The organism is Diaphorobacter sp. HDW4B, assembly GCF_011305535.1.
In the GTDB taxonomy this organism is placed as follows: Bacteria; Pseudomonadota; Gammaproteobacteria; order Burkholderiales; family Burkholderiaceae_C; genus Diaphorobacter_A.
In genome coordinates, this window is the sequence record NZ_CP049905.1 from 727,023 (window position 1) to 750,652 (window position 23,630).

20 protein-coding genes and 1 pseudogene are annotated in these 23,630 nt (G+C 60.2%); 6 read left to right on the forward strand and 15 right to left on the reverse strand.

What is annotated here, in order from left to right; genetic code table 11:
- The first annotated feature begins 322 nt into the window (after positions 1-322).
- The 5 genes and pseudogenes from G7048_RS03400 to G7048_RS03415 all read left to right on the forward strand — a co-directional run bounded on the left by G7048_RS03400 (position 323) and on the right by G7048_RS03415 (position 9,216).
- Positions 323-1,540, forward strand: a complete 1,218-nt coding sequence (locus G7048_RS03400) for an efflux RND transporter periplasmic adaptor subunit (RefSeq protein ID WP_240933147.1) — start codon at positions 323-325, stop codon at positions 1,538-1,540.
- Positions 1,541-1,558: 18 nt separating this feature from the next.
- Positions 1,559-4,723: an efflux RND transporter permease subunit gene (locus G7048_RS03405; RefSeq protein ID WP_166066802.1), complete on the forward strand. Its 3,165-nt coding sequence runs from the start codon at positions 1,559-1,561 to the stop codon at positions 4,721-4,723.
- Positions 4,723-6,336, forward strand: a complete 1,614-nt coding sequence (locus G7048_RS03410; RefSeq protein ID WP_371747695.1) for an efflux transporter outer membrane subunit — start codon at positions 4,723-4,725, stop codon at positions 6,334-6,336. Before G7048_RS03405 ends, G7048_RS03410 begins: the two co-directional genes overlap by 1 nt.
- A gap of 891 nt (positions 6,337-7,227) precedes the next feature.
- Positions 7,228-7,563: pseudogene (locus tag G7048_RS28745) on the forward strand (DUF1566 domain-containing protein); the annotation flags it as partial.
- A gap of 150 nt (positions 7,564-7,713) precedes the next feature.
- On the forward strand, positions 7,714-9,216 hold the full coding sequence (locus G7048_RS03415) for an Ig-like domain-containing protein (protein ID WP_240933148.1): 1,503 nt from the start codon (positions 7,714-7,716) through the stop codon (positions 9,214-9,216).
- Positions 9,217-9,268: 52 nt separating this feature from the next.
- On the opposite strand, the gene G7048_RS03420 is transcribed toward G7048_RS03415, so the two are convergent.
- Positions 9,269-10,419 (reverse strand): IS3 family transposase gene (locus G7048_RS03420; protein WP_166066293.1). Its coding sequence is split into 2 segments (ribosomal slippage): positions 9,269-10,173 and positions 10,173-10,419, totalling 1,152 coding nucleotides; the frame shifts between segments, so codons are not numbered across the junction.
- A gap of 60 nt (positions 10,420-10,479) precedes the next feature.
- Positions 10,480-11,004: a hypothetical protein gene (locus G7048_RS03425; RefSeq protein ID WP_240933149.1), complete on the reverse strand. Its 525-nt coding sequence runs from the start codon at positions 11,002-11,004 to the stop codon at positions 10,480-10,482.
- A 312-nt stretch (positions 11,005-11,316) separates the two neighbouring features.
- Here G7048_RS03425 and G7048_RS03430 point away from each other — a divergent pair, with 312 nt between their 5' ends.
- Positions 11,317-11,454 (forward strand): hypothetical protein, encoded by a 138-nt coding sequence (locus tag G7048_RS03430; RefSeq protein ID WP_166066804.1) that lies wholly within the window; start codon positions 11,317-11,319, stop codon positions 11,452-11,454.
- 521 nt (positions 11,455-11,975) lie between these two features.
- On the opposite strand, the gene G7048_RS03435 is transcribed toward G7048_RS03430, so the two are convergent.
- From G7048_RS03435 to G7048_RS03490, 13 genes are all read right to left on the reverse strand, one after another.
- Positions 11,976-12,185 carry a hypothetical protein gene (locus tag G7048_RS03435; RefSeq protein ID WP_166066805.1) on the reverse strand — a complete coding sequence of 70 codons (210 nt, stop codon included), beginning with the start codon at positions 12,183-12,185 and terminating at the stop codon, positions 11,976-11,978.
- 287 nt (positions 12,186-12,472) lie between these two features.
- Positions 12,473-12,700, reverse strand: a complete 228-nt coding sequence (locus tag G7048_RS03440) for a hypothetical protein (RefSeq protein WP_166066806.1) — start codon at positions 12,698-12,700, stop codon at positions 12,473-12,475.
- 77 nt (positions 12,701-12,777) lie between these two features.
- Entirely contained in the window at positions 12,778-12,963 is a 186-nt protein-coding gene (locus G7048_RS03445; RefSeq protein WP_166066807.1) for a hypothetical protein, read from the reverse strand.
- Between the two features lie 215 nt (positions 12,964-13,178).
- Complete coding sequence (locus tag G7048_RS03450) at positions 13,179-13,565, reverse strand: GNAT family N-acetyltransferase (protein ID WP_166066809.1); 387 nt, start codon at positions 13,563-13,565, stop codon at positions 13,179-13,181.
- Positions 13,566-13,984: 419 nt separating this feature from the next.
- Complete coding sequence (locus tag G7048_RS03455; RefSeq protein ID WP_166066810.1) at positions 13,985-14,443, reverse strand: tail fiber assembly protein; 459 nt, start codon at positions 14,441-14,443, stop codon at positions 13,985-13,987.
- Positions 14,440-16,368 carry a DUF1983 domain-containing protein gene (locus tag G7048_RS03460; protein ID WP_166066811.1) on the reverse strand — a complete coding sequence of 643 codons (1,929 nt, stop codon included), beginning with the start codon at positions 16,366-16,368 and terminating at the stop codon, positions 14,440-14,442. Before G7048_RS03460 ends, G7048_RS03455 begins: the two co-directional genes overlap by 4 nt.
- On the reverse strand, positions 16,365-18,941 hold the full coding sequence (locus tag G7048_RS03465; RefSeq protein ID WP_166066813.1) for a hypothetical protein: 2,577 nt from the start codon (positions 18,939-18,941) through the stop codon (positions 16,365-16,367). The genes G7048_RS03460 and G7048_RS03465 overlap by 4 nt, the downstream gene beginning before the upstream one ends.
- A 33-nt stretch (positions 18,942-18,974) precedes the next feature.
- A complete protein-coding gene (locus G7048_RS03470; RefSeq protein ID WP_166066814.1) occupies positions 18,975-19,829 on the reverse strand; it encodes a hypothetical protein in 855 nt (284 codons plus the stop codon).
- Positions 19,826-20,482, reverse strand: coding sequence for a DUF4376 domain-containing protein (locus tag G7048_RS03475; protein ID WP_166066815.1), 657 nt, complete (start codon positions 20,480-20,482; stop codon positions 19,826-19,828). Before G7048_RS03475 ends, G7048_RS03470 begins: the two co-directional genes overlap by 4 nt.
- A gap of 2 nt (positions 20,483-20,484) precedes the next feature.
- A complete protein-coding gene (locus tag G7048_RS03480) occupies positions 20,485-22,113 on the reverse strand; it encodes a hypothetical protein (protein WP_166066175.1) in 1,629 nt (542 codons plus the stop codon).
- A 1-nt stretch (position 22,114) separates the two neighbouring features.
- The gene (locus G7048_RS28400; protein ID WP_240933150.1) at positions 22,115-22,399 is read right to left on the reverse strand and encodes a hypothetical protein; all 285 of its coding nucleotides are present in this window, start codon (positions 22,397-22,399) and stop codon (positions 22,115-22,117) included.
- Positions 22,400-22,402: 3 nt separating this feature from the next.
- Positions 22,403-23,161, reverse strand: a complete 759-nt coding sequence (locus tag G7048_RS03485) for a hypothetical protein (protein ID WP_240933151.1) — start codon at positions 23,159-23,161, stop codon at positions 22,403-22,405.
- Positions 23,162-23,174: 13 nt separating this feature from the next.
- The gene (locus tag G7048_RS03490) at positions 23,175-23,591 is read right to left on the reverse strand and encodes a hypothetical protein (protein ID WP_166066816.1); all 417 of its coding nucleotides are present in this window, start codon (positions 23,589-23,591) and stop codon (positions 23,175-23,177) included.
- Positions 23,592-23,630: the final 39 nt, after the last annotated feature.

Here is a 23,630-nt window from a genome sequence, read left to right on the forward strand (position 1 = left end):
ACCCACAAGGCCGGACAGCGCCCTCGGGATGCCGCCAGCCATCAAAACCGGCAATTAAACATCAATATCCGTTGAACTGCCGCGATCAACGGGTTTCTCGGTACGTGAACCGCCGTTCCAAAGCCCGAGAATGTGGCCACGCTTGGGCGGACTCCAAGGTTTCTCCCATTTTGGCGTTCACAATGAACGCTTACATCGTGATTTGCGCCTCTTCATGAATTCAGCAGCTCCAGTCATCACCGCCCGAAACGAACATCGTCGCGAGCCTCATTTCAGCCCATCCGTTCGGATCGGTGCTCAAAGTTCGGGGTTTTCACGTCTTTTGCTGATTTCGAGCTGCGCTCTGGCGCTCGCCGCCTGCTCCGACAAGAACGCCAAGACGGCTGCGCCCGCCGGACCGACCGAGGTGGGCATGTACACACTGCAGCCCGAGCGGCAGGTGGTCACCAATGAATTGCCCGGTCGCACGAGCGCATTCCTCACTGCGGAAATTCGCCCGCAGGTCGGGGGCATTCTGCAAAAGCGGCTGTTCACCGAAGGCGCGACGGTCAAGTCCAATCAGGTGCTCTATCAGATCGATCCTGCCACCTATTCCGTCGCCCTGAAGAGCGCCGAAGCTGCGCTTGCCAAGGCCAGGGCCAGTCTGGGCACGGCGCAGACCAACGCCAAGCGCAATGCCGAGTTGGTGAAGATCGACGCGGTGAGCCGTCAGGTCTACGACGACAGCCAGGCCGCCGTGCTGCAGGCGCAGTCGGACGTGGCTGTGGCCACCGCCAATGTGGAAACCGCGCGCATCAATCTGGGCTACACGCAAATCAAGTCGCCGATTGCTGGCCGCACGACCACATCGACGGTCACGCCCGGCGCGCTGGTCACCGCCAACCAGACCAATGTGCTGACCACGGTCTCGCAAATCGATCCGCTGTATGTGGACTTCACGCAGTCCAGCGGCGAGGTGCTGCAGCTCAAGAACGCGCTCGCCTCCGGTCGCCTGCAGAGCACCGGCAAAGACGAGGCACGCATCACCATCAAGCTCGACGATGGCAGCAACTACGCGCATCCCGGTCGCCTGCAGTTCAGCGGCGTGAACGTGAACCCGACGACCGGCTCGATCACGCTGCGCGCGATCGTTCCGAATCCCGACGGCCTGCTCATGCCCGGCATGTATGTGCGCGCGGCGCTGGAAAACGGCGTGAATGAGAGCGCGCTGCTGGCACCGCAGCAAGCGGTCACGCGCGACCCGGCGGGCAACGCGAGCGTGCTGGTGCTGGGAGCAGAGAACAAACTGGAGCGCCGCCGCATCGTCACCGGCGCGGCCGTGGGCAGCCGCTGGGAAGTGGTCTCCGGACTGAAGGCGGGCGATTCGGTTCTGGTCGACGGCTCGCTGCGCGCCAAGGAAGGCGACAAGGTCACGCCCGTGCCATGGACCCCGCGCAGCGCCAACAAGGCCGTGACGGGTGACGACGCCAGCACCACGGCTCCATCGTCAGCGCAGACCGCACAACCCGCATCAGCCGCCAGCGCTGCCGCATCGCGCTGATCGAGAGACTGACTCACCATGGCTCAGTTCTTCATCAACCGCCCCGTTTTTGCGTGGGTGCTGTCCATCGTCATCATGCTCGCAGGCGCGATGTCCATCTGGACCTTGCCGCTTGAGCAGTACCCCGACATCGCGCCACCGCGCGTGACGCTGAACACGATCTACACCGGTGCCAGCGCCGAGACCGTGGAAAACTCGGTCACCCAGGTGATCGAGCAGCAGCTCAAGGGCCTCGACAACCTGCTCTACATGAGCTCGATCAGCGACTCCGCCGGTCGCTCGCGCACCACCCTCACCTTCGCGCCGGGCACCAACATCGACGTGGCGCAGGTGCAGGCCCAGAACAAGCTGCAGGGCGCGGTCAACCGTCTGCCCGATTCGGTCAAGAGCCGCGGCGTGTTCGTGAACAAGGGCGGCAACGACTACCTCGTCACCTATGTGTTCACCTCGCCCGACCCCAGCGTCACGCAAGTGCGCATCGGCGACTACCTCACCAGCAACGTGGTCGACGTGATCGCCCGCGTGGACGGCGTGGGCGACGTGACCGTCTTCGGCACCAACTACGCCATGCGGATCTGGATGGACCCGGCGCTGATGGAGAAGTACGCGCTCATGCCCTCCGATCTGGTTGCGGCGCTGAACAACCAGAACGTGCAGGTCTCTGCCGGTCAGCTCGGCCAGTTGCCCGCCACCAAGGGCCAGATGCTGAACGCCACGATCACTGCGCGCTCCAAGCTGCAGACGATCGACCAGTTCAAGGACATCGTCCTGAAGTCCGCACAGGACGGCTCGGTCGTGACGGTTGCCGATGTGGCCCGCGTCACGCTCGAAGGCGACAACCTCACGGTGAAATCCATCCTCAACGGCCAGCCCGGCGCGGGCTTGGGCATTGTGCTGGCCGATGGCGCGAACGCCATGAAGGTGGCCGTGGACGTACAAAAGAAGCTCGACGAGCTGTCGCAATATTTCCCCGACGGCATCCAGGGCGTGATCAGCTCGGACAGCACGCCGTTCGTGCGCGCCTCGATCAAGGAAGTGGTCCACACCCTGGCCGAAGCCATGGTGCTGGTGACGCTGGTGATGTTTGTGTTCCTGCAGAACTTCCGCGCCACGCTGATTCCCGCCATCGCGGTTCCGGTCGTGCTGCTGGGCACCTTCGGCGTGTTGTCGCTGATGGGCTACTCGATCAACATGCTGACCATGTTCGCCATGGTGCTGGCCATCGGCCTGCTGGTGGACGATGCCATCGTGGTGGTCGAAAACGTCGAACGCGTGATGAGCGAAGAAGGCCTCAGCCCCAAGGAGGCCACGCAGAAATCCATGGCGGAAATCACGCCCGCGCTGGTCGGCATCGGCCTCACGCTGTCGGCGGTGTTCATCCCCATGGCGTTTTTCGCGGGCTCGGTGGGCGTGATCTATCGCCAGTTCTCGGTCACCATCGTGGCCGCCATGGCACTGTCCGTTTTCGTCGCGCTCACGCTGACTCCGGCGCTGTGCGCCACGCTGCTCAAGCCCATGCCGCACGGTCACCACGAGCGCCCCATCCGCAAGGGTCCGCTCGGTCTGCTCGACCGCTTTTTCCGTGGCTTCAACCACCAGTTCGACAGCAAGGCCAACTGGTATCAGGGCTCGGTCGGCAAGCTGCTGAGCCGTGCGGGTCGCGTGATGGTGATCTTCCTGCTGCTGGTCGGTGTCGTGGCCTGGCTGTTCCACCGCCTGCCTACATCCTTCCTGCCCGATGAGGACCAGGGTTTCGTCTCCGCCAGCATCACCTTGCCTTCCGGTGCGACCGATGCGCGCCTGCAGGACGTGATGGACGAGATGACCACATACTTCCGCTCGATTCCCGAAGTCGATCGCGTGAACGCCATCTCCGGCCTGAACGGCAACCAGAACTCCGGCAACATGTTCGTGCGCCTGAAGCCTTGGGACCAGCGCCCGCTGGCCAGCCAGTCGGCCGCCAGCATCGCAAACAAAGCCACCAAGGATCTGCGCAAGATTCGTGACGCCCGCATCTTCGTGATGCTGCCGCCCGCCGTGCGCGGTCTGGGTTCGGCGTCCGGCATCAACTTCATGCTCAAGGACCTGAACGGCCTCGGCCACGACGCGCTGATGCATGCCAAGGAGACCATGGTCAACGAAGCGCGCAACATGCCTTCGCTGCTGAACATGCGCACGACCAATTTCGACGACACGTCCGAGCTGCAAGTCGACATCGACGACCGCAAGGCGTCGGCGCTGGGTCTGTCGATGACCGACATCAACAGCGTGCTCTCCAGCGCGCTGGGTGGCAACTACGTCAACGACTTCATCCACTTCGGCCGCGTCAAGCGCGTCTACATCCAGGCCGATGCGCCGTTCCGCATGCTGCCGCAGGACATCCTGCAATGGTCGGTACGCAACAAGAACGGCGAGATGGTGCGCTTCTCCTCCTTCGCCACCACCTCGTGGACCAGCGGCTCGCCGCAGCTCATGCGCTACAACGGCAGCCCCGCGCTCGAAATGCTGGCCAACACACCGCAGGGCGTGAGCTCGGGTGACGCCATGAAGGCCGTCGAAACCATCATGCAGAAGATGCCCAACGGCATCGGCATCGAATGGACCGGCGCGTCGCTGCAGGAGCGCCAGTCGGGCTCGCAGGCACCGCTGCTGTATGCCGTCTCGATTCTGTTCGTGTTCCTGTGCCTTGCCGCGCTGTACGAAAGCTGGAGCGTGCCGTTCTCGGTGATGCTGGCCGTGCCGCTGGGCGTGATCGGTGCGCTGCTCGCCACTTACACGCGCGGCATGTCCAACGACGTGTACTTCCAGGTGGGCCTGCTCACCACCGTCGGGCTGGCGTCGAAAAACGCGATTCTGATCGTCGAATTCGCCGTGCAGTTGCAGGAGCGCGGCATCAAGATCGTCGATGCCACGCTGCAGGCCGTTCGCATGCGTCTGCGCCCGATTCTGATGACCTCGCTGGCCTTCGGCTTCGGCGTGCTGCCGCTGGCCATCGGCACCGGCGCAGGTGCGGCAGGCCGCCAGGCCATCGGCACGGCCGTGCTTGGCGGCATGGTGTTTTCGACCTTGCTTGGCATCTTCTTCGTTCCGGTGTTCTTCCTCGTGGTGCGCAACCTGTTCGCCCGCAAGAAGAACCCAACGGCACCTGCCCCGAACGACACACCGCATACCGCAGCACCATGATGATGGAACCGAATTTCTTGTCTTCCCTGCTCCCCCGCTGGCGGTGCGCGGTCGTTCTGAGCGCGCCACTGATGCTCTCGGCCTGCATGTCGCTGGCCCCTGACTACCAACAGCCGCCGCTGCCCGTGCAGGACAATCTGGAACACGCCAAATCCACCGCCGCGCTCTCGCCCGACCAACAAGCCGCCCTGCGTGTCGACGCGCAGAACGGCCCGATGGCCTGGCAGGATTTCATCGGCGAGCCGCGCCTGCGCGAACTGATCCGTCAGGCACTCGACAACAACCGCGACCTGCGTGTGGCCACCCTCGCCATCGAGAAAGCACGCGCGCAATACGGCATCGAACGCGCCGGTCTGTTCCCGTCCGTCGCAGCGACAGGCACAGGCAACCGCACGCGCACGGCCGACGATCTGACCACGGCGGGCCGCTCCAACACCACTGGGCAATACTCGGCACAACTCGGCTTCACCAGCTACGAAATCGACTTCTTCGGTCGCGTGCGCAATCTCAACGAAGTCGCGCTGCAGGAATTTCTGCGCACAGGCGACAGCCGCCGCAGCGTGCAACTCAGCCTGATCGCCGAAATCGCCAACGCCTGGCTCACGCTCGACGCCGACGCCCGCCGCCTGGCCCTAGCGCGCGAGACCTTGCGCACGCGCCTCGAATCGCTGCAACTCACCGAGCGCAGCTTTGAGCTCGGCGCAGCCAACGGCCTCACCTTGGCACAGACCCGCACCACCGTCGACTCGGCACGCGTCGATGTCGGCACCTACACATCGCAGCTCGCACGCGACCGCAACGCGCTGACATTGCTCGTGGGCGACTCCGTGCACGAATCGCTGCTGCCCGCCAGCGTCGCGATTGCAGCGGCCACCAAGACGCAGCCCGCACCACTGGGCACCGGCCCGCGCACATCGGAACGCCTGTCGTCCGTGCAAGTGCTGCTGCCCGAGCCCGTGGCGGCGCTGCTCTCCGTGCCGCAAGACCTGCCCTCATCCGTGCTGCTGCAACGCCCCGACGTGCAGGCCTCCGAACGCACCCTGCGCGGCACCTACGCCAACATCGGCGCAGCGCGCGCGGCATTTTTCCCGTCGATCACGCTCACCTCGTTCATCGGCGTGGGCAGCAACGCGCTGTCCAACCTGTTCGACGCAGGCAACGGCACCTGGTCGTTCATCCCGCAGATCCGCTTGCCGATCTTCGACGCCGGCAAAAACCGCTCCAGCCTGCGCGTGGCCGAAGTCGCCCGCGACTCCGCCGTCGCCACCTACGAAAAAACCGTGCAAACCGCCTTCCGCGAAGTCTCGGACGCCCTCGCCGACCGCGCCACACTGGACGACCGCCTCAACGCACAGGCATCCATGGTCGACTCCACCAAGAAAGCGCTGGAACTCTCCGACGCCCGCTACCGCCTCGGCGCGGACAACTATTTGTCCGTACTCGACGCCCAACGCTCGCTCTACACCGCACAACAAACCCAGATCACCCTGCAACTGGCCGAACAGGTCAACCGCATCACGATCTACAAGGTACTGGGCGGGCAATGGGGGGACGGCGCGCTGGAGCGGGACGATGTGAGCACCACGCAGCTACGATCAAACGTCGCCAACTGAAGCAGGCTGTCGCCCAAATCACGATCCCGCTTGAGTCTGGACGCGTAAAGGAGTTTGTTTTGATTCGCTGCGAGCCTCTCCCACCACAGGAGGGATTCGCCCCTTACCCGCTTCCATACGAACCAAGCTGACCTCAGGCAGGTGCAAACAAAGCTGAAAAAGAAAAGGTAAAAACAAAAAAACCGCCTTGAAGGCGGTTTGCTTTGTTGGAACTCATCACTGAGTTCCTCAAGTCTTCCCTGAAATTCTGAAGTCTGGTCTCCTTCAGAGGGAAAACTTGGTAGGCGCGATTGGACTCGAACTAACACGAGCGGCATTGCGAAACAAGGCTCTAGAGGGGGATGGTCCTGTTTTGATACGCCTGAATACCCCGGAATACGCGTCAATGTCCCCGAGATTTGTCCCTGAAAATGGCGGGGCTCTCTGGCCTAAGACCCGTTCTTTTCTCCGCTGATACGTTCTCCTGTCCCACTGATTTCGTCGATGGATTTGCACTTCCGGCCATCACCAGTCAGTCGCCCAACCATCACAAAGCTGACATTCACCGCAAAGACAAGGGTAAACACCAGCCCTCTCACCCCTCGAATTCACCTGTTTAGGGGACAGACAAAGTCTACCGAACCATTTGTAATCAGCTGCAATAAACCTGTTCGTCTTTGAATGGGAATGGTCACAAAATTCCAAATACAGGGTTGCAACATGAGAGCAAAACATAACGGGCGGGGAACAGGGGCTGTTTTCACTCAAAAAAGCCAAGCACTGGCCTTGCTGCTGGGCTTGAGCCTTGGCGTTTGGAGCCATGCAAGCTACGCATCAGCAGATTGCACAGGCAATAACGCCACCGCCAACTTCATTCAAGGCACCACATCGGACGATGGCGTTGCCAGCACCATGAACTGGAGTACCGGATTAGTGTGGCAACAGTGCTCTGTGGGGCAAACAGGCACAAGTTGCAGCGGTACCGCGACAAGCAAAAAATGGGTCGAATGGAACAACAGCTACGCCCCGTTGGTGTACAGCGACCCTCCAGTGTCCCTTGCCACCAATCGGCTTACCAGTGGCGCTTGGCGTACACCTTATTTACATGAACTTTATGGGCTGGCCTCTGGATGCTCAGTTCCAACGAGCTTCATCAACGACACCGTCTTTCCGAATACGCCAACTTTATCGTTTTGGCCGGCCTCGCAATTTGCGCCTGACCTGTCCCGCGCGTGGTTCGTCTATTTCTTCAATGGCAGTTCCGACGTGCGCGACAAGGCCGCTCCTAATCCAGTTCGCCTAGTGCGAAGCGGACAGTCATTTTCTCTTTTTGGCTCCTCAGACAATCAGTCCCTGTCCGCCAATGCCGGGAGCCAAGTCGCCTTCAGCACGACCTCATTGAAAGCACCTGCAGACACTGTGGCATGGGGCGGTGCCCGTATCTCCGGTGATGGGAGCCCGGAGTTTCAGGTCAACGGTGCAGGCGCATGGGTGAAGGAAGCGATTGTCAGCAGCAACGACCAGCTCACCGTGCGCATGACGGCGGGCAACAAGGGAACCACTGGCACGGCCACGCTGACGCTGCATAGTGGGCAGACCACGGGAGAAACCACCGACACTAGCACATGGGGCAATGGTGCAACGGTCATGCAGGAAACCAACGCGACCTTCGAGCTGACCAGCAACGCAGTGGCGCAAACCATCACCAACCCTGCAGCAAGCCCAACGGCACCGGTCTATGCGCCCAATGGCACTTTCACCGTGTCTGCCACCGCAGGCGCTTCCACCAGCCCGCTGAGCTATTCCAGCCAGACGACCAGCATCTGCACGGTGCCGGACGCCTCAAAGAATATCGTCACCATGCAGAGCGCAGGCGACTGCACCATTGCCTTTGACCAAGCAGGAGACAGCACCTACGCTGCGGCCCCGCAAGTGACGTTGACGGGTACCATTGCCAAGGCCGCGCAGACGCTCAGCTTCTCATCTGCAGCGCCCACCAATGCCAAGGTAGGAGACAACTACACCGCAACCACCAACTCGGGCGGCTCCACCTCGACCGGCACCTTGGCGGTGGCAGGCAATTGCTCTTTGAGCGTGTCGACCGTCATCTTTGACGCCGCTGGCTCGTGCACGGTGACGGCCAGCCAGTTGGGAGATGCGAACTACCTGGATGCGACCTCTGTAACGCAGACCATCCCCATCGGCAAGGCCAATCAGACATTGGCCTTCAGCAGCACCGCACCCACCAATGCCAAGGTGGGAGGCAGCTACAGCGTGACCACCACATCGGGTAAATCGACTTCACTCGTCACGCTGGCGGCGACAGGCAACTGCTCCTTGGCCGGGTCGACGGTCAGCCTCGATGCTTATGGTTCATGCTCGGTGACGGCCAGCCAGAAAGGGGATGCGAACTATCTGGATGCGCCAGACGTGACGCAGACGTTCAGCATTGCCCAAAGCGGCTCGGGTGTGAACATCATCTCCACCCCCAACCCATCGCAGCCGGGGCAGGATGTGATGTTCAGCGTGTCCGTGTCGCTTGACTCCACCAAGAGCCTGAAGTCACAAAACAGCCTGACGAAGGCAGTTGCTGTGCCCACTGGTACTGTCACATTGACCGATAGCACCACAACGCTTGGCACTGCCACGCTGGATGCCAGCGGCAATGCCACGCTGACGGTGAAATCATTCACCACCGTTGGCACGCACAGCATTGTGGCGAGCTACAGCGGGGATGCGAACTATCCGGCATTCCAAAGCGCTGCATTCACACAGACGGTGAGCGCTGCGCCAGTGGCTACGCCCGTACCGCTGTTTGGCGAACTGTGGGAAAAGCTGTTGCTGTCGCTGATGGTGGTGAGTGTGTCTGCGCTGTGCCTGCTGATGCGCCGGGCTGCCTGACTGCCTGAGAGTTGCAATGCGCCTATGGCGCCCCTGAATCGCCCCGGATTTCCTAGACACTGTTGAGCCGTTGGGAATGCCGTCTTTCGAACTCTACCGGAGAGATATCTCCGGCGGTGCCATGACGCCTTTTCGGGTTGTAAAACATCTCGATGTAGTTGAAGACATCAGCCCTGGCCTCATCGCGCGTCGGGTAAATCTGGCGGCGAATACGCTCGCGCTTGAGCAACTGGAAGAAGCTCTCGGCCACGGCGTTGTCGTGACAGTTGCCGCGACGACTCATGCTGGAGACCAGATTGTGATCTCGCAGAAAGCCCTGCCAGTCATGGCCTGTAAACTGACTACCCTGATCCGAATGCACCATGACAGGCAGCTTAGGCCTGCGACGCCACAAGGCCATCAACAGTGCATCGAGCACCAAGCCAGTATCGATGCGGCTGCCCATAGACCAGCCAACAACCTGACGTGAGAACAGGTCAACCACCACCGCCAGATACAGCCAACCTTCATGGGTGCGGATGTATGTGATGTCAGTCACCCAAGCTTGGTTGGGCTCGGCCGCTGCGAAGCGGCGCTGCAAGTGATTGGGCGCGACGATGGCAGGTTTGCCGCCACGCATGCCTGCACGGCGTTTGTAGCCCGTCTGTGAGCGCAGCCCCTCGATTTTGAGCAGTCGTGCCACGCGATGCTTGCCGCAGCTCTCGCCCAAATCACGCATGTCCATGGTCAGCTTGCGATAGCCATAGACGCCACCACTCTCGAGCCACGCATGCTTGAGAAGACCCAACAGACGTTGATCGTCCTTTGCACGAAGGCTCATCGGTTGCGCCTTCCAGGCGTAGTAGCCGCTAGGGTGTACAGCCATGACCTTGCACAGTCGGCGAATGCTGTACTCACCTTCATGGCGCTTGATGAATGCGTACTTCACCCGGACTGCTTGGCAAAGTACGCTGCGGCCTTTTTTAGGATGTCGCGCTCCTCTGTGACTCGCTTGAGTTCAGCCTTCAGTCGTCGCAACTCCTCGGTTTGTGACACCTGTGCCGGCCGATCATGGGCAGGCGTTCCTTGAGCCTTGATCCATTGATAAAGGCTGTGCTGACTTACGCCTAGTCGGGCTGAAACATCGGCCACCTTATGGCCGCGCTCAGTGATCTGCTTGACTGCTTCGGTCTTGAATTCTTGGGGATATCTTTGGTTACTCATAGCACCTCCTATTGGGCCTTAGATTTAAGGCTCAGAGGTGTCTAGAAAACCCGGGGCGATTCAGGCAGACGCAAGCGCCGTGTTTGCGCTCAGCGCATTGGCTGCCGAGCCGTACTTGCCGTCCGCCGGATTGATCCCCATGCGCGCCATCTCGGCAGACTGCGTGCGCTGCGCGCTGGTGTAGGCAGACGACACATCGGCCGCAGCCTGCCCGGCCAGCTCTTCGCGGCGCGTTTCGGTGTTGAAGGTCTTCGCCTCCTGAATCATCTGATCCTGAACACCCGTCAGCTTGTCACGCCGCTCAATCGCGTAGGCCCGATCCTCGTTCGATTGCTGTTGTGCCAGCTTGGAGGCATCCAACGCAAACTGTGTCGACTCCTTCTGGAGCGGCGCCATGTCGTTGGTGTTCGTAATGATCTGCTTGATCATGTCGTCCTGAACACCAAGATTGCGCACCTGCGCCTCGACAAGGCGCGGATCTGGCGCGGGCGTGGAGCTGCCGCCCTCCAACGTCATGCCGCCGCCGCGCGGTCGGAATGCCCGTTCGGGCAGAAAGTCAAAGTCGGTGGAATGCCAGCGTGCCATACAAAGATCTCCTGCTGGAGAGAATGGCAGGCTTGGTACGACCAAATCGCCGCGTTAAAACACACATATACAAGCGAGTCACGGATGGAAGAAACGAACGATGTCTAGCTAGAAGATCAAAGGTTTCCTCGCCCAATACCACAAGATAGGTCAGTACAAATCAATATGTAAGCGCCTAGACGTCCTACGCCCGAGCTGTCGCTCATGGCGCACACTGAAGTCCAGTGCAATGTATCAACAAAACACTGAACTGAAAGGCGCTCCTGCTAGCGACTGAAGCACCTTATCTCTAACTCGATTGAAGGATTCATCATGTCTCAGCAACAGCAACAAAACCCGAGCCAAACCCAACCTGATCAAGATCAGAAGAAAACCGATCAGCAGCAACAACAAACACCTGCACAGAAACAGCCGGCTGACCAAAAGCAGTCCAGCGCGCCACAGAAGTGATCGATATGGTTACTGCTTGATTGAAATGTCAACCCACTCTATGAAGCCCTCTTTTGAGGGCTTTTTCACGGCTCCTTGACTGTCAGCGGCGGACCGGAATCAGATGAACAAAAATAAAAACCCGCCTTGCCTGGCGGGTTGAACGATGCGTTGCTTCACCTAATACTCGCGTGCGATTTTATTCGCTGCCCGCTGCTGCTCTTCGGTTTTTATTGGAATTGGTGCAACACCATCTTTCGGGGTCAGAATCGCCTCTGGCGGATTCCACATCGATTGCAGCAATCCCCAAAATGACCCAGTGAGGCGTCTAAGTGGGAGTATGAACATGGGGCCTCCGCCTCAAGTATTTGCAGATTGGTTTTAGAAATTTAGATTCATCCTCAATGGGTTGAACCTCGGATGTCACAGGCAGCACTTCAAGTACGGGCATACGAAAATGCATTTGCATATCCCTTGCAAACTCCAGTTCTCGTTTGTGCTTAAGAAGTGAAAATTTATAGCTATAGCTCATGCGTGCCTCGCTAATCTTCTAGATCGTCATCATCACCCTGTTGCACGGTCCTTCTTGCGCGCACGCGCTCCATTTCACGAGCCTTATCTTGTTGCTCAACTGCTGCAGCATTTGGCCCGCGAAAAACATAGTCGTCATCTGAAACTGATCGACTTTGCACATCTGGCAGTACACGCGCTCTTGGGCGGATATTAAAGATCGTTTTGTCAGAAAAAGACATTACGTTCTCCTGTCAAATCAAAAATCACTTGGACCGGGGAACACTGTTCCTTTTCGCTCACTTTTTGAGGCGTCTGCTGGGAGCTTTTTCCCTTGTTCCGAGGAAGTATGCGTGGTCTCGGTTCTTGGCGAAAAGAACGCCTTGATAGCTTCCCACAAGGTGGGTTTGCGTTTGGGGAGGGATTGCATGAACATATAGACCTCCGGTCTATGGGGGCGAGTCGGTATAGATCGCCTTCACAGACAGTACTCCCGATAAATCCCCTACCGAGCGCATAACACAATGAATTACGTATGGGGTCTAAACTTGCGCTCTTGGAACTGAGCTTGGTAAAGCATTCCACCGATATCAGCCAAGATGCTGATGTCGTCATCCGAGAGATGGTCCTCAGACTCCGTCAGCCAGCGAGCTAGCAGTACGATAGGCTCATCTCCATCTCGTATACAACCACGTATTTCAAGCAGCTCTGATCGCTCCTGAAACAGTTTGATGAAGCTGTGAATTTGATCACTCATGGCAAAATTCCATATCAACGAAGCGAGCCAACAAGGGAAGCCCCGAAGGGATTTCGCATCCTTACTTTGAGATGGATTCAGGTCACATTGTTCGCCAAACTTGCATCCCGATGTATGTTCCGCTGCTGATCCTCTTTCGCTTCCATGTCGGGCCGATTTTTCACCTCTTCTTCTTGCAATGGCGTATTGCGAGCATCGGGAAAGAGCATGTTCTTGGTGACTTCCCAGAAAGAAATACTGGGGTAAGAAGAAAACTTAAACATATAGACCTCCGGCCTACGACGGCGAATCAGGATGGATCGCCTAGAGGATCACAGTACTCCTTTTAATGACCTTAAACCGTCCGCTCCAAAAAAGCCGCTCGAAGGAGGCGCAGAAAAGGGATCTTCCATAGAGACTCGACCTTGCCTCCCAGCAAATCAATTACCTTGAATCATGCAAATCTGGTGTTCGTCGACTCAGGAAAATCGGCGATCGGTCATGCCAACACATTCGTGAGAGACCAGATCACCACATCCCCACCATCCGGTCCAGCTCCAAGCAGCCTCGCCTCCTCAACCGCCCCCAGCCGTCGCGCGAGAGCACGCAGCTTAGTGTTCGACGCAAGCACATAGCCGCGCACCGAATCCACCCCGCACACCCGGAACGGATATGCGAGGAACGCGCGGAGGAACTCTCGCGACAGTGGTTTATCCACGGCCACATGCGCCCAGACCGTGCGTCCGTTGTGGTTCTCAAACACCACACCAGCCGACAGTGCTGCGCCCCGCTGCCACCCAAGCGCCACAGCACCCTCGGTGCGCATCAGCCCTAGTATGCGCTCCTTGAGGAATGCGTAGACTGCATCAACGTCGTAGATCAGCATCGCCACAGTGTGCCAAGCTTGCCACGAGTCTGACGAATAGAATGCAGGAGCATATTTAGGAGACTCTATGTTTGGCGAAATACCGGATGCAGACGAGAGCTTGTGGGCTGCAGCTTACAAAGAGTTTGAAAGCTCGGAGCGTCGCATTGGTCTGTGGGCAAAGTCCTTTGCCATGACCGATGGCAATGAGGTTCAAGCTAAGGTTGAGTACCTTAAATTCCGAGTTGTGCAACTCCAAACAAGCCAAGCGGAGTATCAACGCGCAGTAAGCGATATATTTCAGCGCCAACAAGCGGAAATTGAGAGACTTGCCCAAATGCCGAATGGGCAGTGCCCCAATTGTGGAGCAATTCAGCCGCGAACGTCAGAATCATGTCCCAAATGCAATGCAGCGTTTGGACCAGATTCAGCTTGGCGACTTACCCCTGTGCCTTGACCCCGAATTCAGGCAAGCATGGCCAAACGATAGCCAGCGGATCCGGCTGCTCGGTGATGTCGCGCAGCGCACGGCGGTAGGCAAGCCAATCGCCTAGTATCTCAGGCGGCGTCGGAGCATCAGGCATGACACGCCAGTCACAAGCTGACAGCAGTGCATCGCGCTCGCGCCGCACCTGCGCCCACAACACGTTCAAGTCAGGGACCCACTTGCGCGCGGCAAAATCAAAACTCCAACCCTCGCCCAGATTGGGCGGGTACCTGACCGGAGTTTGTACTTCCACATTCCAGTAATGCGTCGTTGGAGACACGTTGCCCTCCACCAAAACCCAACTCCGCGGACTTGACGCTCCGCCAGTAGAGGATGTTGTGCGAGCAATCTTCATTGTGCGATCGGTGTCAGGAACCGCCTCAAGTTCTGCCCAGATGTAGGGTTCATTCATCGCTTTCCTCCTGTCACGGTCACGACCGTGTGAAACACATTGATTGGCTGATTCGAGCCCGGCCCGGATGTTGGGCTCACGATCTCGATGTCGTAGGTGTAGTCCGCCTCGGCTACAGGTTTGTCGTGCCCGATCACAATCACCTGCGATGTGTAGAGTGACCGCACGGATACGCCTGCATATGCGAAGCGTGTGCCATTGCGGCGCAGGTAGGCGGTGATGGTGGCATCACCACCGGCGGCATTCACTTCAGCCATGCCCATGACCACAGCCCCGCTGGAGTTCGCCGGCAGACGAATGGATGCCTGCGCGCCCACCCGTGAACCACCACCTGGTACTGACAGCGCCCCGCCTTCACCAAAGTTCATCGCCGTTACCGCAGCGCCGCCGATCTGCAGCGTGCCCACGGCCGCCTGCCCGATGTACGCCGTGCCGATGGCCGCCGTATCCATGAACACGCTGATGTTGTTGCTGGTGATCTTGGAGAGCCGGTTGATGAAATCCCCCGTGCCCAGCACTGTCCCATCCGGAAGCTTCACCGTGCTGCCAATCTGCACGTCGTTCTTTGTGGCCAGCGCGCCGAGACCACTCACACCGGATGCTTTGATGTTCCGCACCCATGCCGCATCTACGCCGTTGGCGTCGAGGATGACATTGCCGGAGTTGTCGCGCACAGTCAGCCCGCGTGTGTCGACCTTGCGCGCGGCCACCGTGCCGTCCACCAACAGGTCGCCATTGATCACTGCTGCCGGAATGGTCCACGCCGTGCCCATCCAGTGACGCGTCTGGGCGAACCCGTTGTCGTTCGTGATGGTGACCGCGTCGCCGACCAACAGATGGTTGTTGTTCGGCGCGCTCCCTGTGTTACCAAGAGCCTGCCAGACAGCTTGCCGCGCTGTCGCGTCGCTCCACGCACTGCCGCTGGCCGACAACATGACCGAGCCGCGCATGCCGTCCTTGAGTTGGATGCCCGAACCGTCGATGCGGATGTTGCCCTTCAAATAGACGTTGCGCTGCAGGTAGATGCCGAGGTTGTCCACGCCGAACACCACATCTTCCGGCCGCGGCGTTTTCATCATGCCGCCTGAATAGCTGGGCATGACGATGGCGAATTTGTCGGCCGAGATGATGAAGGCACTGCTGGTCTTGCCGTCCACGCTCTCTTCGGCGGCAATGCCAAAGCCCGCAAGCGCCCCGCCCGCCTGCACCTTCAAGGTGTACTGCGCGCGCAGGCCTTCCGTGTACCCGGCGATCACCGTCATCTCCTGCTCGAGCATCGCGCGGCCCGGAGTCCCGTCCTGATAGTACTTGCCAAGCGATGCTTGGAGCTGCAGCACGTTGGTGGCCATCGCTCGCTGCCCGTCGCTCCACACCGCCGCGAGTTGTCGCTGGCCCGCCGAGGCCTCGCGCACGCTGGCGGTGAGTTCTCGCACCACCATCGCCATCGATCGCTCGTTGGTCTGGATGATGGTCTGCATGTCCTGAATCGCAGCGCCGCGCTTGGCCGCCTCATCGGCGATGTTCTGCAGCAGCACGTCGCGGATCTCGGACGCCAGATGATCGAAACGCGTAGGGTCGTCCAGCGTCTTGGCCAAGTCCTTGAACAGGCGCGAGTCGATGATGGACTGGGCGAACTTGTCCACGGCCACCGTGGCAGTGAAGCCGCCACCCAGATCGATGCCCATCTCGCCCTCGCCCGGTTCCTTGGTCAGCACCTGCGTGAGATTCGTGACAGACCCTGCAATCTCCTTGAGCTCGCGCACCGTCACCGCCCGCTCGTTGTCGTTGCCGCGCGAGCCCGAACGCACTTCCATCCATTCGGTGGCCGACTGCACCCAGTTGGCGAGCGCCTTGTCCTGCAGATTCAGCCGCTGAAAACTCGGCATCTTGGCCGCACCGGTGTCCCGCTTGATGGTGTTGGTCATACGGCCTTCAGCTCCTCGGTGGTGGATGTGAGAACGATGGAGGTGATGCGCGCCGCGCTCTCGATCTCCACCTGGTGTTCCAGCCAGCGGCCCGGCGGCAGGCGCTGCGGCTGCAGGTTGGTGAACGTGGCTATGTGGCGCAGCTCGCCGTCGCCCCAGAGTCGCAGGGTCACGGGCTGTGCAGCGCTCTGCTGGCCGTAGACCTTGGCCCACGCGAGCGGCAACTGCTGGCCCTGCGTAGCAACGCTGGACTTCCACGCGCCCACACGGCGGCCGCTGCCGGTGAAGCACTCCATGATGTCGGTGCCGTGGGCCACATACATCAGGTCGTTGAACTTGTCTGACCACACCGCCGTGCCGGACAGATCGATGTGCCCCAGCTTCATGCCGTCCTGAATGCTGAACGCGAGACAGCCGCCGCCCGCCCCCGCATAGAACAGGTAGTAGACGCCCTCGTGCTCGGCGCCGAACATACTCGACGGCTGGAGCTTCTGCCAGTCTTCGCGCGCAATGAGTTGGCGCGTGACCACCTGAATGCCGCCCGAGTTGGCCAAGCACAAGCCATCGGGCGATGCATACAGCACCCCGCCCTGCACGCCCACGATGGAGCGCCGCGCCACGCACGACTGATTGCTGTCCAGGCGCAGCGCCGACATGCTGGCCGAGTGCGCGCCGGTGATGAAATACGGGTTGCCCGTGGTGCCGACGAACAGCGTCTGATCAAAGCACGCCATTCCCACGACCGGAAATTCCGTAGTGACCTGATACTCCACCGGCCACGCATATGGCACGTAGGGCTCACAGAATGCAACCGTGTTGTCGAGGAACCCTGCCATGATGCCGTTGGGCATGCCAGCCATCCCGCGCAGATAGGGATTCGCGCCGACCGTGGGTTTGTTGTCGCCCGCATATTGGCCATCCATACGATACGGAGGCGCGGACCAAGTGAACTGCGGCTGCAGGCTCTCCAACTCCTCACTCGCCTTGTCATCGAGGAACTGCGCGACCGAGATCTGCAGCTCCTGCACCAATTGCCAGGCGCTTGCCGTGCTGGATGTGTTGCTGCGGTAGACACGCCACTTCGTCACATTGCGCGCGGCGTGACTCTCGCCCGTCATGGCGCCGGGCCGGGTGATGGTCACCGTGTCGTTGGCATCCACCTCCAGCATATCGGAGAGTGGCGATGGCTCGGACTCCTCGCCCCAATCTGTGACAAACGCCACCACGTAAAAGCGCGAGTCCACCACGCGCTCCACCGTCTCGCCCGCGATGTCGGCCACGCCACCCAGCTTGTCGAGCCACTGGCCGATGAGCTTCACATCGTCGGTGGCTGCCTTGTACTGCTTGGCGAGCTGCGTCTGGATGCTGGACACCAGCGAAGTGCAACGCTGCTGAATCTCCACCAGTCGAGAGTTCATGCTGGCCGACTGCGATTGGCCCTCTGCCTTGCCAGTGCTGTAGGCGTCCAACGCATCGTAGTAGGCCTCCAGATCCTTCTGGTACTGGGTCCACAGCGGGTTCTCGTGCACACCAGTGGAATCGCCCGGATCGGAAATCCACTGCCCACCTTCGGGCGCGGTCGGCTTATTGGGCGGCTCGGCAGGCGTGCTCCATGACTTGGTCAGCGCGAGGCCTGCAAACTCCTTGACCAGCTTGTCGAGCTCGCTGCGCCAGTTGGTGCATTCGGTACCGGGTTTGGTCGCACCCTCCAGCAAGTCGGCCAGCTTGTCCGCTTGGCCTGCCGTCAAGATCGTTGTGCCCGATTTCTCACCGGCAGTATCCGGATACTCGTGAAGCTGCAAGGCCTCGATCAGTTCAGGGCGTCGCCATGGGTATGAATACGGCATGGCCGCGACGGGGATAGCCCAGCCACTCGCGGTCTTCATCGCAGACAGACGGGTCATATCCATGGCGCAGGCCTCGGCACGCGCATCCGTGACCACGGCATACAAGCTACCCGGCTCAGCAGAGCCGCCGACCGCCGCGGACAGCGACAGTCCATAGTTCTCGGTCGGGCCCGCGTAGGATTTGCCACTGGCATCCCAGCGAATCACAGCCTGATTGCCCTCGTGTGGAATCACTGTTGCCAGCAAGTCCTCGCGCACCGCCTCGGCAAACTCGCCATACAGCCAGGTCTGGGCCTCCTCGGTGGTGAACTCGTCCACCACCTGCATCTCGGCCTTGGGCTTGACCGGGCGCACCACGCCAAGCTGGCGATCATTGCCGCGCGAATCAATCACACGCGGGCGCTCGCTGCCGTCGTTGGTGGTGACGTAGGTGCGCTCCGTGGCTTCGTCGTTGATCTGCCCTTTCACGAAAGACATCTCTTTCGCGTAGGAACGGATTGCCGCATTGGGGTTCTGGATCACCTGACCATTCACATCACGATGGAAACGATGCAGCGTGAGCGCACCCGAGACGCACGCCGAGTGCACCCGGTCATCCGCCAGTGGCCAGAACTCTCCGCTCGGCAGAAACAGATTGGAATTGCGCCGCGCGAAGTTGGAGCCCAGCGCGCGATCCGACACGCTGGGCGCTTCGCCGACAAAGTTGGACAGCTTGTAGGTCGTCATGCCTGCACAGTGGCAGGCTTGGCACGCACTGGACTATGTAGCAGCATTGGGGAAAGATCGACCAAGCCCCCAGATAATTCGAGCCGCTCCAGAACCACCTTGGGCGGTGAAAGAGCTGTTCTGAGATGCGGCAGCACCGCCACCATAGGCACCGCCGCTCGGTGTTGGACTCGCGTTGCTGCCATTCGCCCCGCCCTGACCACCGAATCCAGGCTGTCCGGGATCAGCATTTGCCGATGCGCCAGAGATGATGCCCTTCAGGCCGACACCGCCACCACCACCCCTCAAAGATGTGGTGGGGTGCATGCCGCCGCCGCCGCCGTTGGTACTGCCAATGCCGATGTAATTGTCCGACCCACCCTGCCCACCATTTGAAGAATACCCACCTGCACCGCCGCCTCCCGCATTCCCATCTGCCCATCCCGCACCACCATTACCACCGCCGTCCCATGGCCCACTACGAGTCCCGCCGGAAACCCCTGGACTGCCGACTCCAGCGCCAGCCGTGTAGGTGACACCATTGACAGTGATGGTCGTGCCGCTGGTGCTTAAACGCACCTGAACCACCTGTCCCGCAGTCACGGCAACGTTGTTTTTGTACCCCAAGGCTCCGCCACCACCGGACCCGCTGTAAACGCCTGCCGCTCCTTGCCCGACCGCAACAAAGCAAATCGACGTGACGCCAACAGGGATGGTGAAATCGGCATTCGCTGTGTAAGTCACCTCTCCAGACTTGGACTTGTTGTACAGATCGGCGAGCATGATCCTGCCGGACGACGGCACGCCCGCTGCGATCCCGTAGAGCTTTGTCATCATCACGGGATTGGCAATCGAAAACTCCCCACCCACCGCAGGCATCGTGATGAGCCCGGATGCAGGTGTGGTCATGCCGCACCCCAGCCTGTATCGAGGTCGATTTCCAGCAGCGCAGAAACGGTGGTCGCCGCGTTGATTTGATCGCTCAGCACGCGCTCTCGCTCGAAGCAGTGCTGTACATGGTCAAACACGGCATCGCCGACGGCGAAGATTTCTGCCGCGCTGAGCACGGTAAAGCCGTCGGGGCCTTTCCAAGACACGGTGGCGTTCGGGGAGCGCGTTGCGCGAGCGTATGCCCCAGTGATTTTGTTCTGCGCCACAGCATCGGTTTCGAGCGCAACACCGTTCAGTGTCGTGCCGCCTACCTCGCGCAGCCACCGGACCTCGGCCAGTTTTGTTGTCAGGCGCAGCTTGAGCATGTCCAGATTTTCGGGAATCCGCATATCCACGACCTCGGTCGGACGCACCCACGAGCCGTCGACACACTGAGGCGCGGTGACGCTCGAATCTTCGTACCACTCAAGCGCACGGTCGAGCGGCAGGATTGGTGAATCCGCATGCTGGGCCTGCAGTTCTTCCAGTGTGAATTCTGGCGGAAATGGCAGGTTGCCAGCCGCTGCCCACGCATCGAATTCCGGCTTGTTTGGATCGGAGTCGTTGAAGCTAATAAAGAGGCCATCGGACGCGCGGATGACCCCTGTGTAGTCAGATTTGAATCGGTACATGTTTACCCCGTCGTTGTGCTATTGGATTCCATGGACGTGTTTCCAATCGATCCGTCCACGCCCATGACGTACGCATACGGTTGTCCGACGCTGATCGTGGCCTCGATGAATGTGATCTGCGACCCCGTCCCGACAGTCAATGCGTTATTTGTCGTGTACCCAGTGGCAAATGCGCCGCCAGCCACGAATGGGTAGGAAATGAGCGCATCGGTTGACGGGACGCTGCGGTCTGCGGCGATGTAGTCTTCCAGAGCGATCAACTCGTAGCCCTCGGTGGACGCAGAGGTCCCCGCGAAGCAAAAGTCAAGACTGGATGCCCCATTGGTGCCTAGGTCCACGACACGGAAGCGCACGGGGTAAAAACCGTAATAGCTGTACGCGCCGAGCACGCGAATTCTTGCCGTCGTATTCACGGCACCGGCGGTGGACTTGCTGAACAGAACTTCCACCGCGTAGTGGCGAGACGGGCAGGACAGAATGAAGTGCGAGTACAACGGCACGTTCGACGCTCCGAAGACACAAGCAACATTCCAATTCCTGTTGCCCGTATTCAGCGATGCGCTGTAGACATTCCCGCCAACGCGCAAGCGATTCTGTGGCGAGACTCGCACACCAGCGGTGAAGACCTTGGTGCCGGAGATCGACTGATCCCCCGTGAGCTTCACCGCATTGGGGTCACTGGCGCTGATCACCAGATCACCCGCGCCAACGATGCTCCCGCCGTTCACTGTTTTGATGTTCGTTCCGGAGACAAGGGTGGGCTGCTTGGAGTCCAGTGAAGTCTGCAGGTTCACGATCGTGCTGATCGCCTGAGTTCCCGTGTGTGTCGAGCGGTCACGCAACTGTGCATCGGTGGCGTTCGCCGTTGCGCCAGCGGCAACGCCGCTGAGCTTGGACTTCTCGGCTGTCGTGTAGTCTTCGGTGGAAAGGCCCTTGCCCGCGACAGCAACGACCTTGGCATCGAGGGATGCCTGCAAACCTGTCACCGAGGAAATAGGCTGAGCGCCTGTGTGCGTTGCGCGATCCCGGAGCTGCGTATCCAACGCGTTCTTCGTTGCTTGCTCTTCGATGCCCACCAGCTTCACCATCGCTGCGTTGTCGAAGTCGTTCGCAGAAAGCCCTTTGCCTGCGACCTTGTCCACCTTCCCATTGAGATCAACCGCCGTCGCCATAGCCTGGGCAAATGCAGGATTGGGATAAGACCCGGAGAGCACGCCACCGGCCGGACCTTTCGGCACCCGGTCATCGCCCAGACGAGGATCAGTGCTTTGGGCAAACTCGCTCATCGCTCCAGCCGTGAGGCGAAGCTCGATCATGTCGCCCGCGCTGAAGGACGTGGGAACGGTGCCCTCTCGCCCGCGCAACACCGTCAGGCGGCATTCGCCCACGACTGAGTTGTCAACCGTCGTGACTCGCATGATTTCGTGCGAATGCTCGAGCGTGCCGGTACGCTTGAACGCCGTGACGATGTACCAGCCGCCCGCCCCCGGATTGAGCAGCACCCCGGCCGCCCCGTCGGATACGCGAAGCACCCCATAGTCCAACTCGACGGCTGGGCTTGCGGTCTCCGGAGCCGACTTGACGTTGGCAATGAGACTGGTCTGAAAGTTGTTGAGAAAGAGCTGCGACACCTCAAACCTCCTTGATGCGCACCTTCAGCTCCACCTCTTTGACGCGACCGTCATTCGTGGTGGGCCGAACGGTAATTTGATAGTTCACCCCATTGGTGCCGCCTGCGTAGACCCAGACTTTCACACGCTGGCCAGAGATGGCATAGCTGGGCGGCATGGGCATCGACGGCAGTGCCGCGATATGGCAATCGATGATCTCGTCGCCAGGCGGAAACCACTCGTTGAATTCGATGTCGTAGTCCTGCACGTCGGCAGGCTGCTGGGTGACGGTTCCAAGAATGCTCATGACTTACTCCGTCACGGTGAAAGAGAACTGACCGGCCGGCACAATGAACGTGCGGTACTCGGGAGCCTGCTCATCGAATGGCAGTCGTTTGTGAATCTCGAAATCGATCTCGATTACCGCCACTCCTTGCGCGCCAATCGGACTGCGACGCATCGCGTGCGCATTGACCACCGCAACGGCCTTGGACTGCGTGAGCGAGGCAAGACGCGCCTCGACTCGCGAGTTGCTGACGATGAAAGCGACGCCATTGGAAATCGCAGGCGAGCGCAACCATCGGCGGATATAGATCTGACCATCCGCGTGCACAGATGCGGCGGGCTTGGCCGACACCGGCCCTCGCCGCAGCAAGCGGGCAGTGGAGGATGCCTTCGCCTTCCCCGATGACACCAACGACGAGCGGACCATCGCATGAGCCGCAACATCAATCTGCGCCTTGGGCTTGGATCGCACACGACCATAGACAGGCGGCAAGGTGACTTTGATGATGGCCCGGCCGGTGGCTTGCAGCACGCCGTGAATGTCGACCTTTCCCAAGATCCCGAGAGCCGCGGCGCGTGCCCGCGCTTCGACCGAGAGATTCGCCTCGACCCGCCCAATAGCTCCCGACTGCTTGGCCCGAGCTTTCGCCGCGACGACCGCATAGGCCAGCACACGCCCTTGCGCTCGGCCGACGGCATACCCTTTGGCGCTCACGCGAACGCGAACGACAGGATCTGCCACCTGGCCATTGAGCGCAAAGCCGTTGAGCTGCCCGCGATTCATGTTCGCCCAGCGATTACAGGAGCGCCAGCGTAAAGTCGCCGGTCAACTGCTGGCTGTCCACCACGAACACGTCGTTGATCTGCAAGGTGCGCGACGAGGGCAGCGGCTCCGAATACATCAGGGTGGCGGTCGGATCAGCGGCAGAGCCACCCTCCACAATGCCTAGATGTGTCACAGTGACCTGAGCACCAATGACAGGCGGGAACTCCGCTCGCACGCTGTTGTAGCTGGCACCGTTGTTCGGCGCGGCGAATGCGCCGGTCGGCACGCGCTGATACCACACCGCATTGACTTCCGTGCCAGCAGTGAATGCGTCGGTTGGATCAGAGGTGAACAGCGCGAAGTACGGTGTGCGCAGCGCCGGAAAGGCCTGACCGCGCAAGGTCGCGTTGATGATGGCGTTGGCCAGCGAAGTAGAAAAGCCGGACATGGGTGCTCCTCAAGAGGATGAGCACTCCAGCGCCCCGGT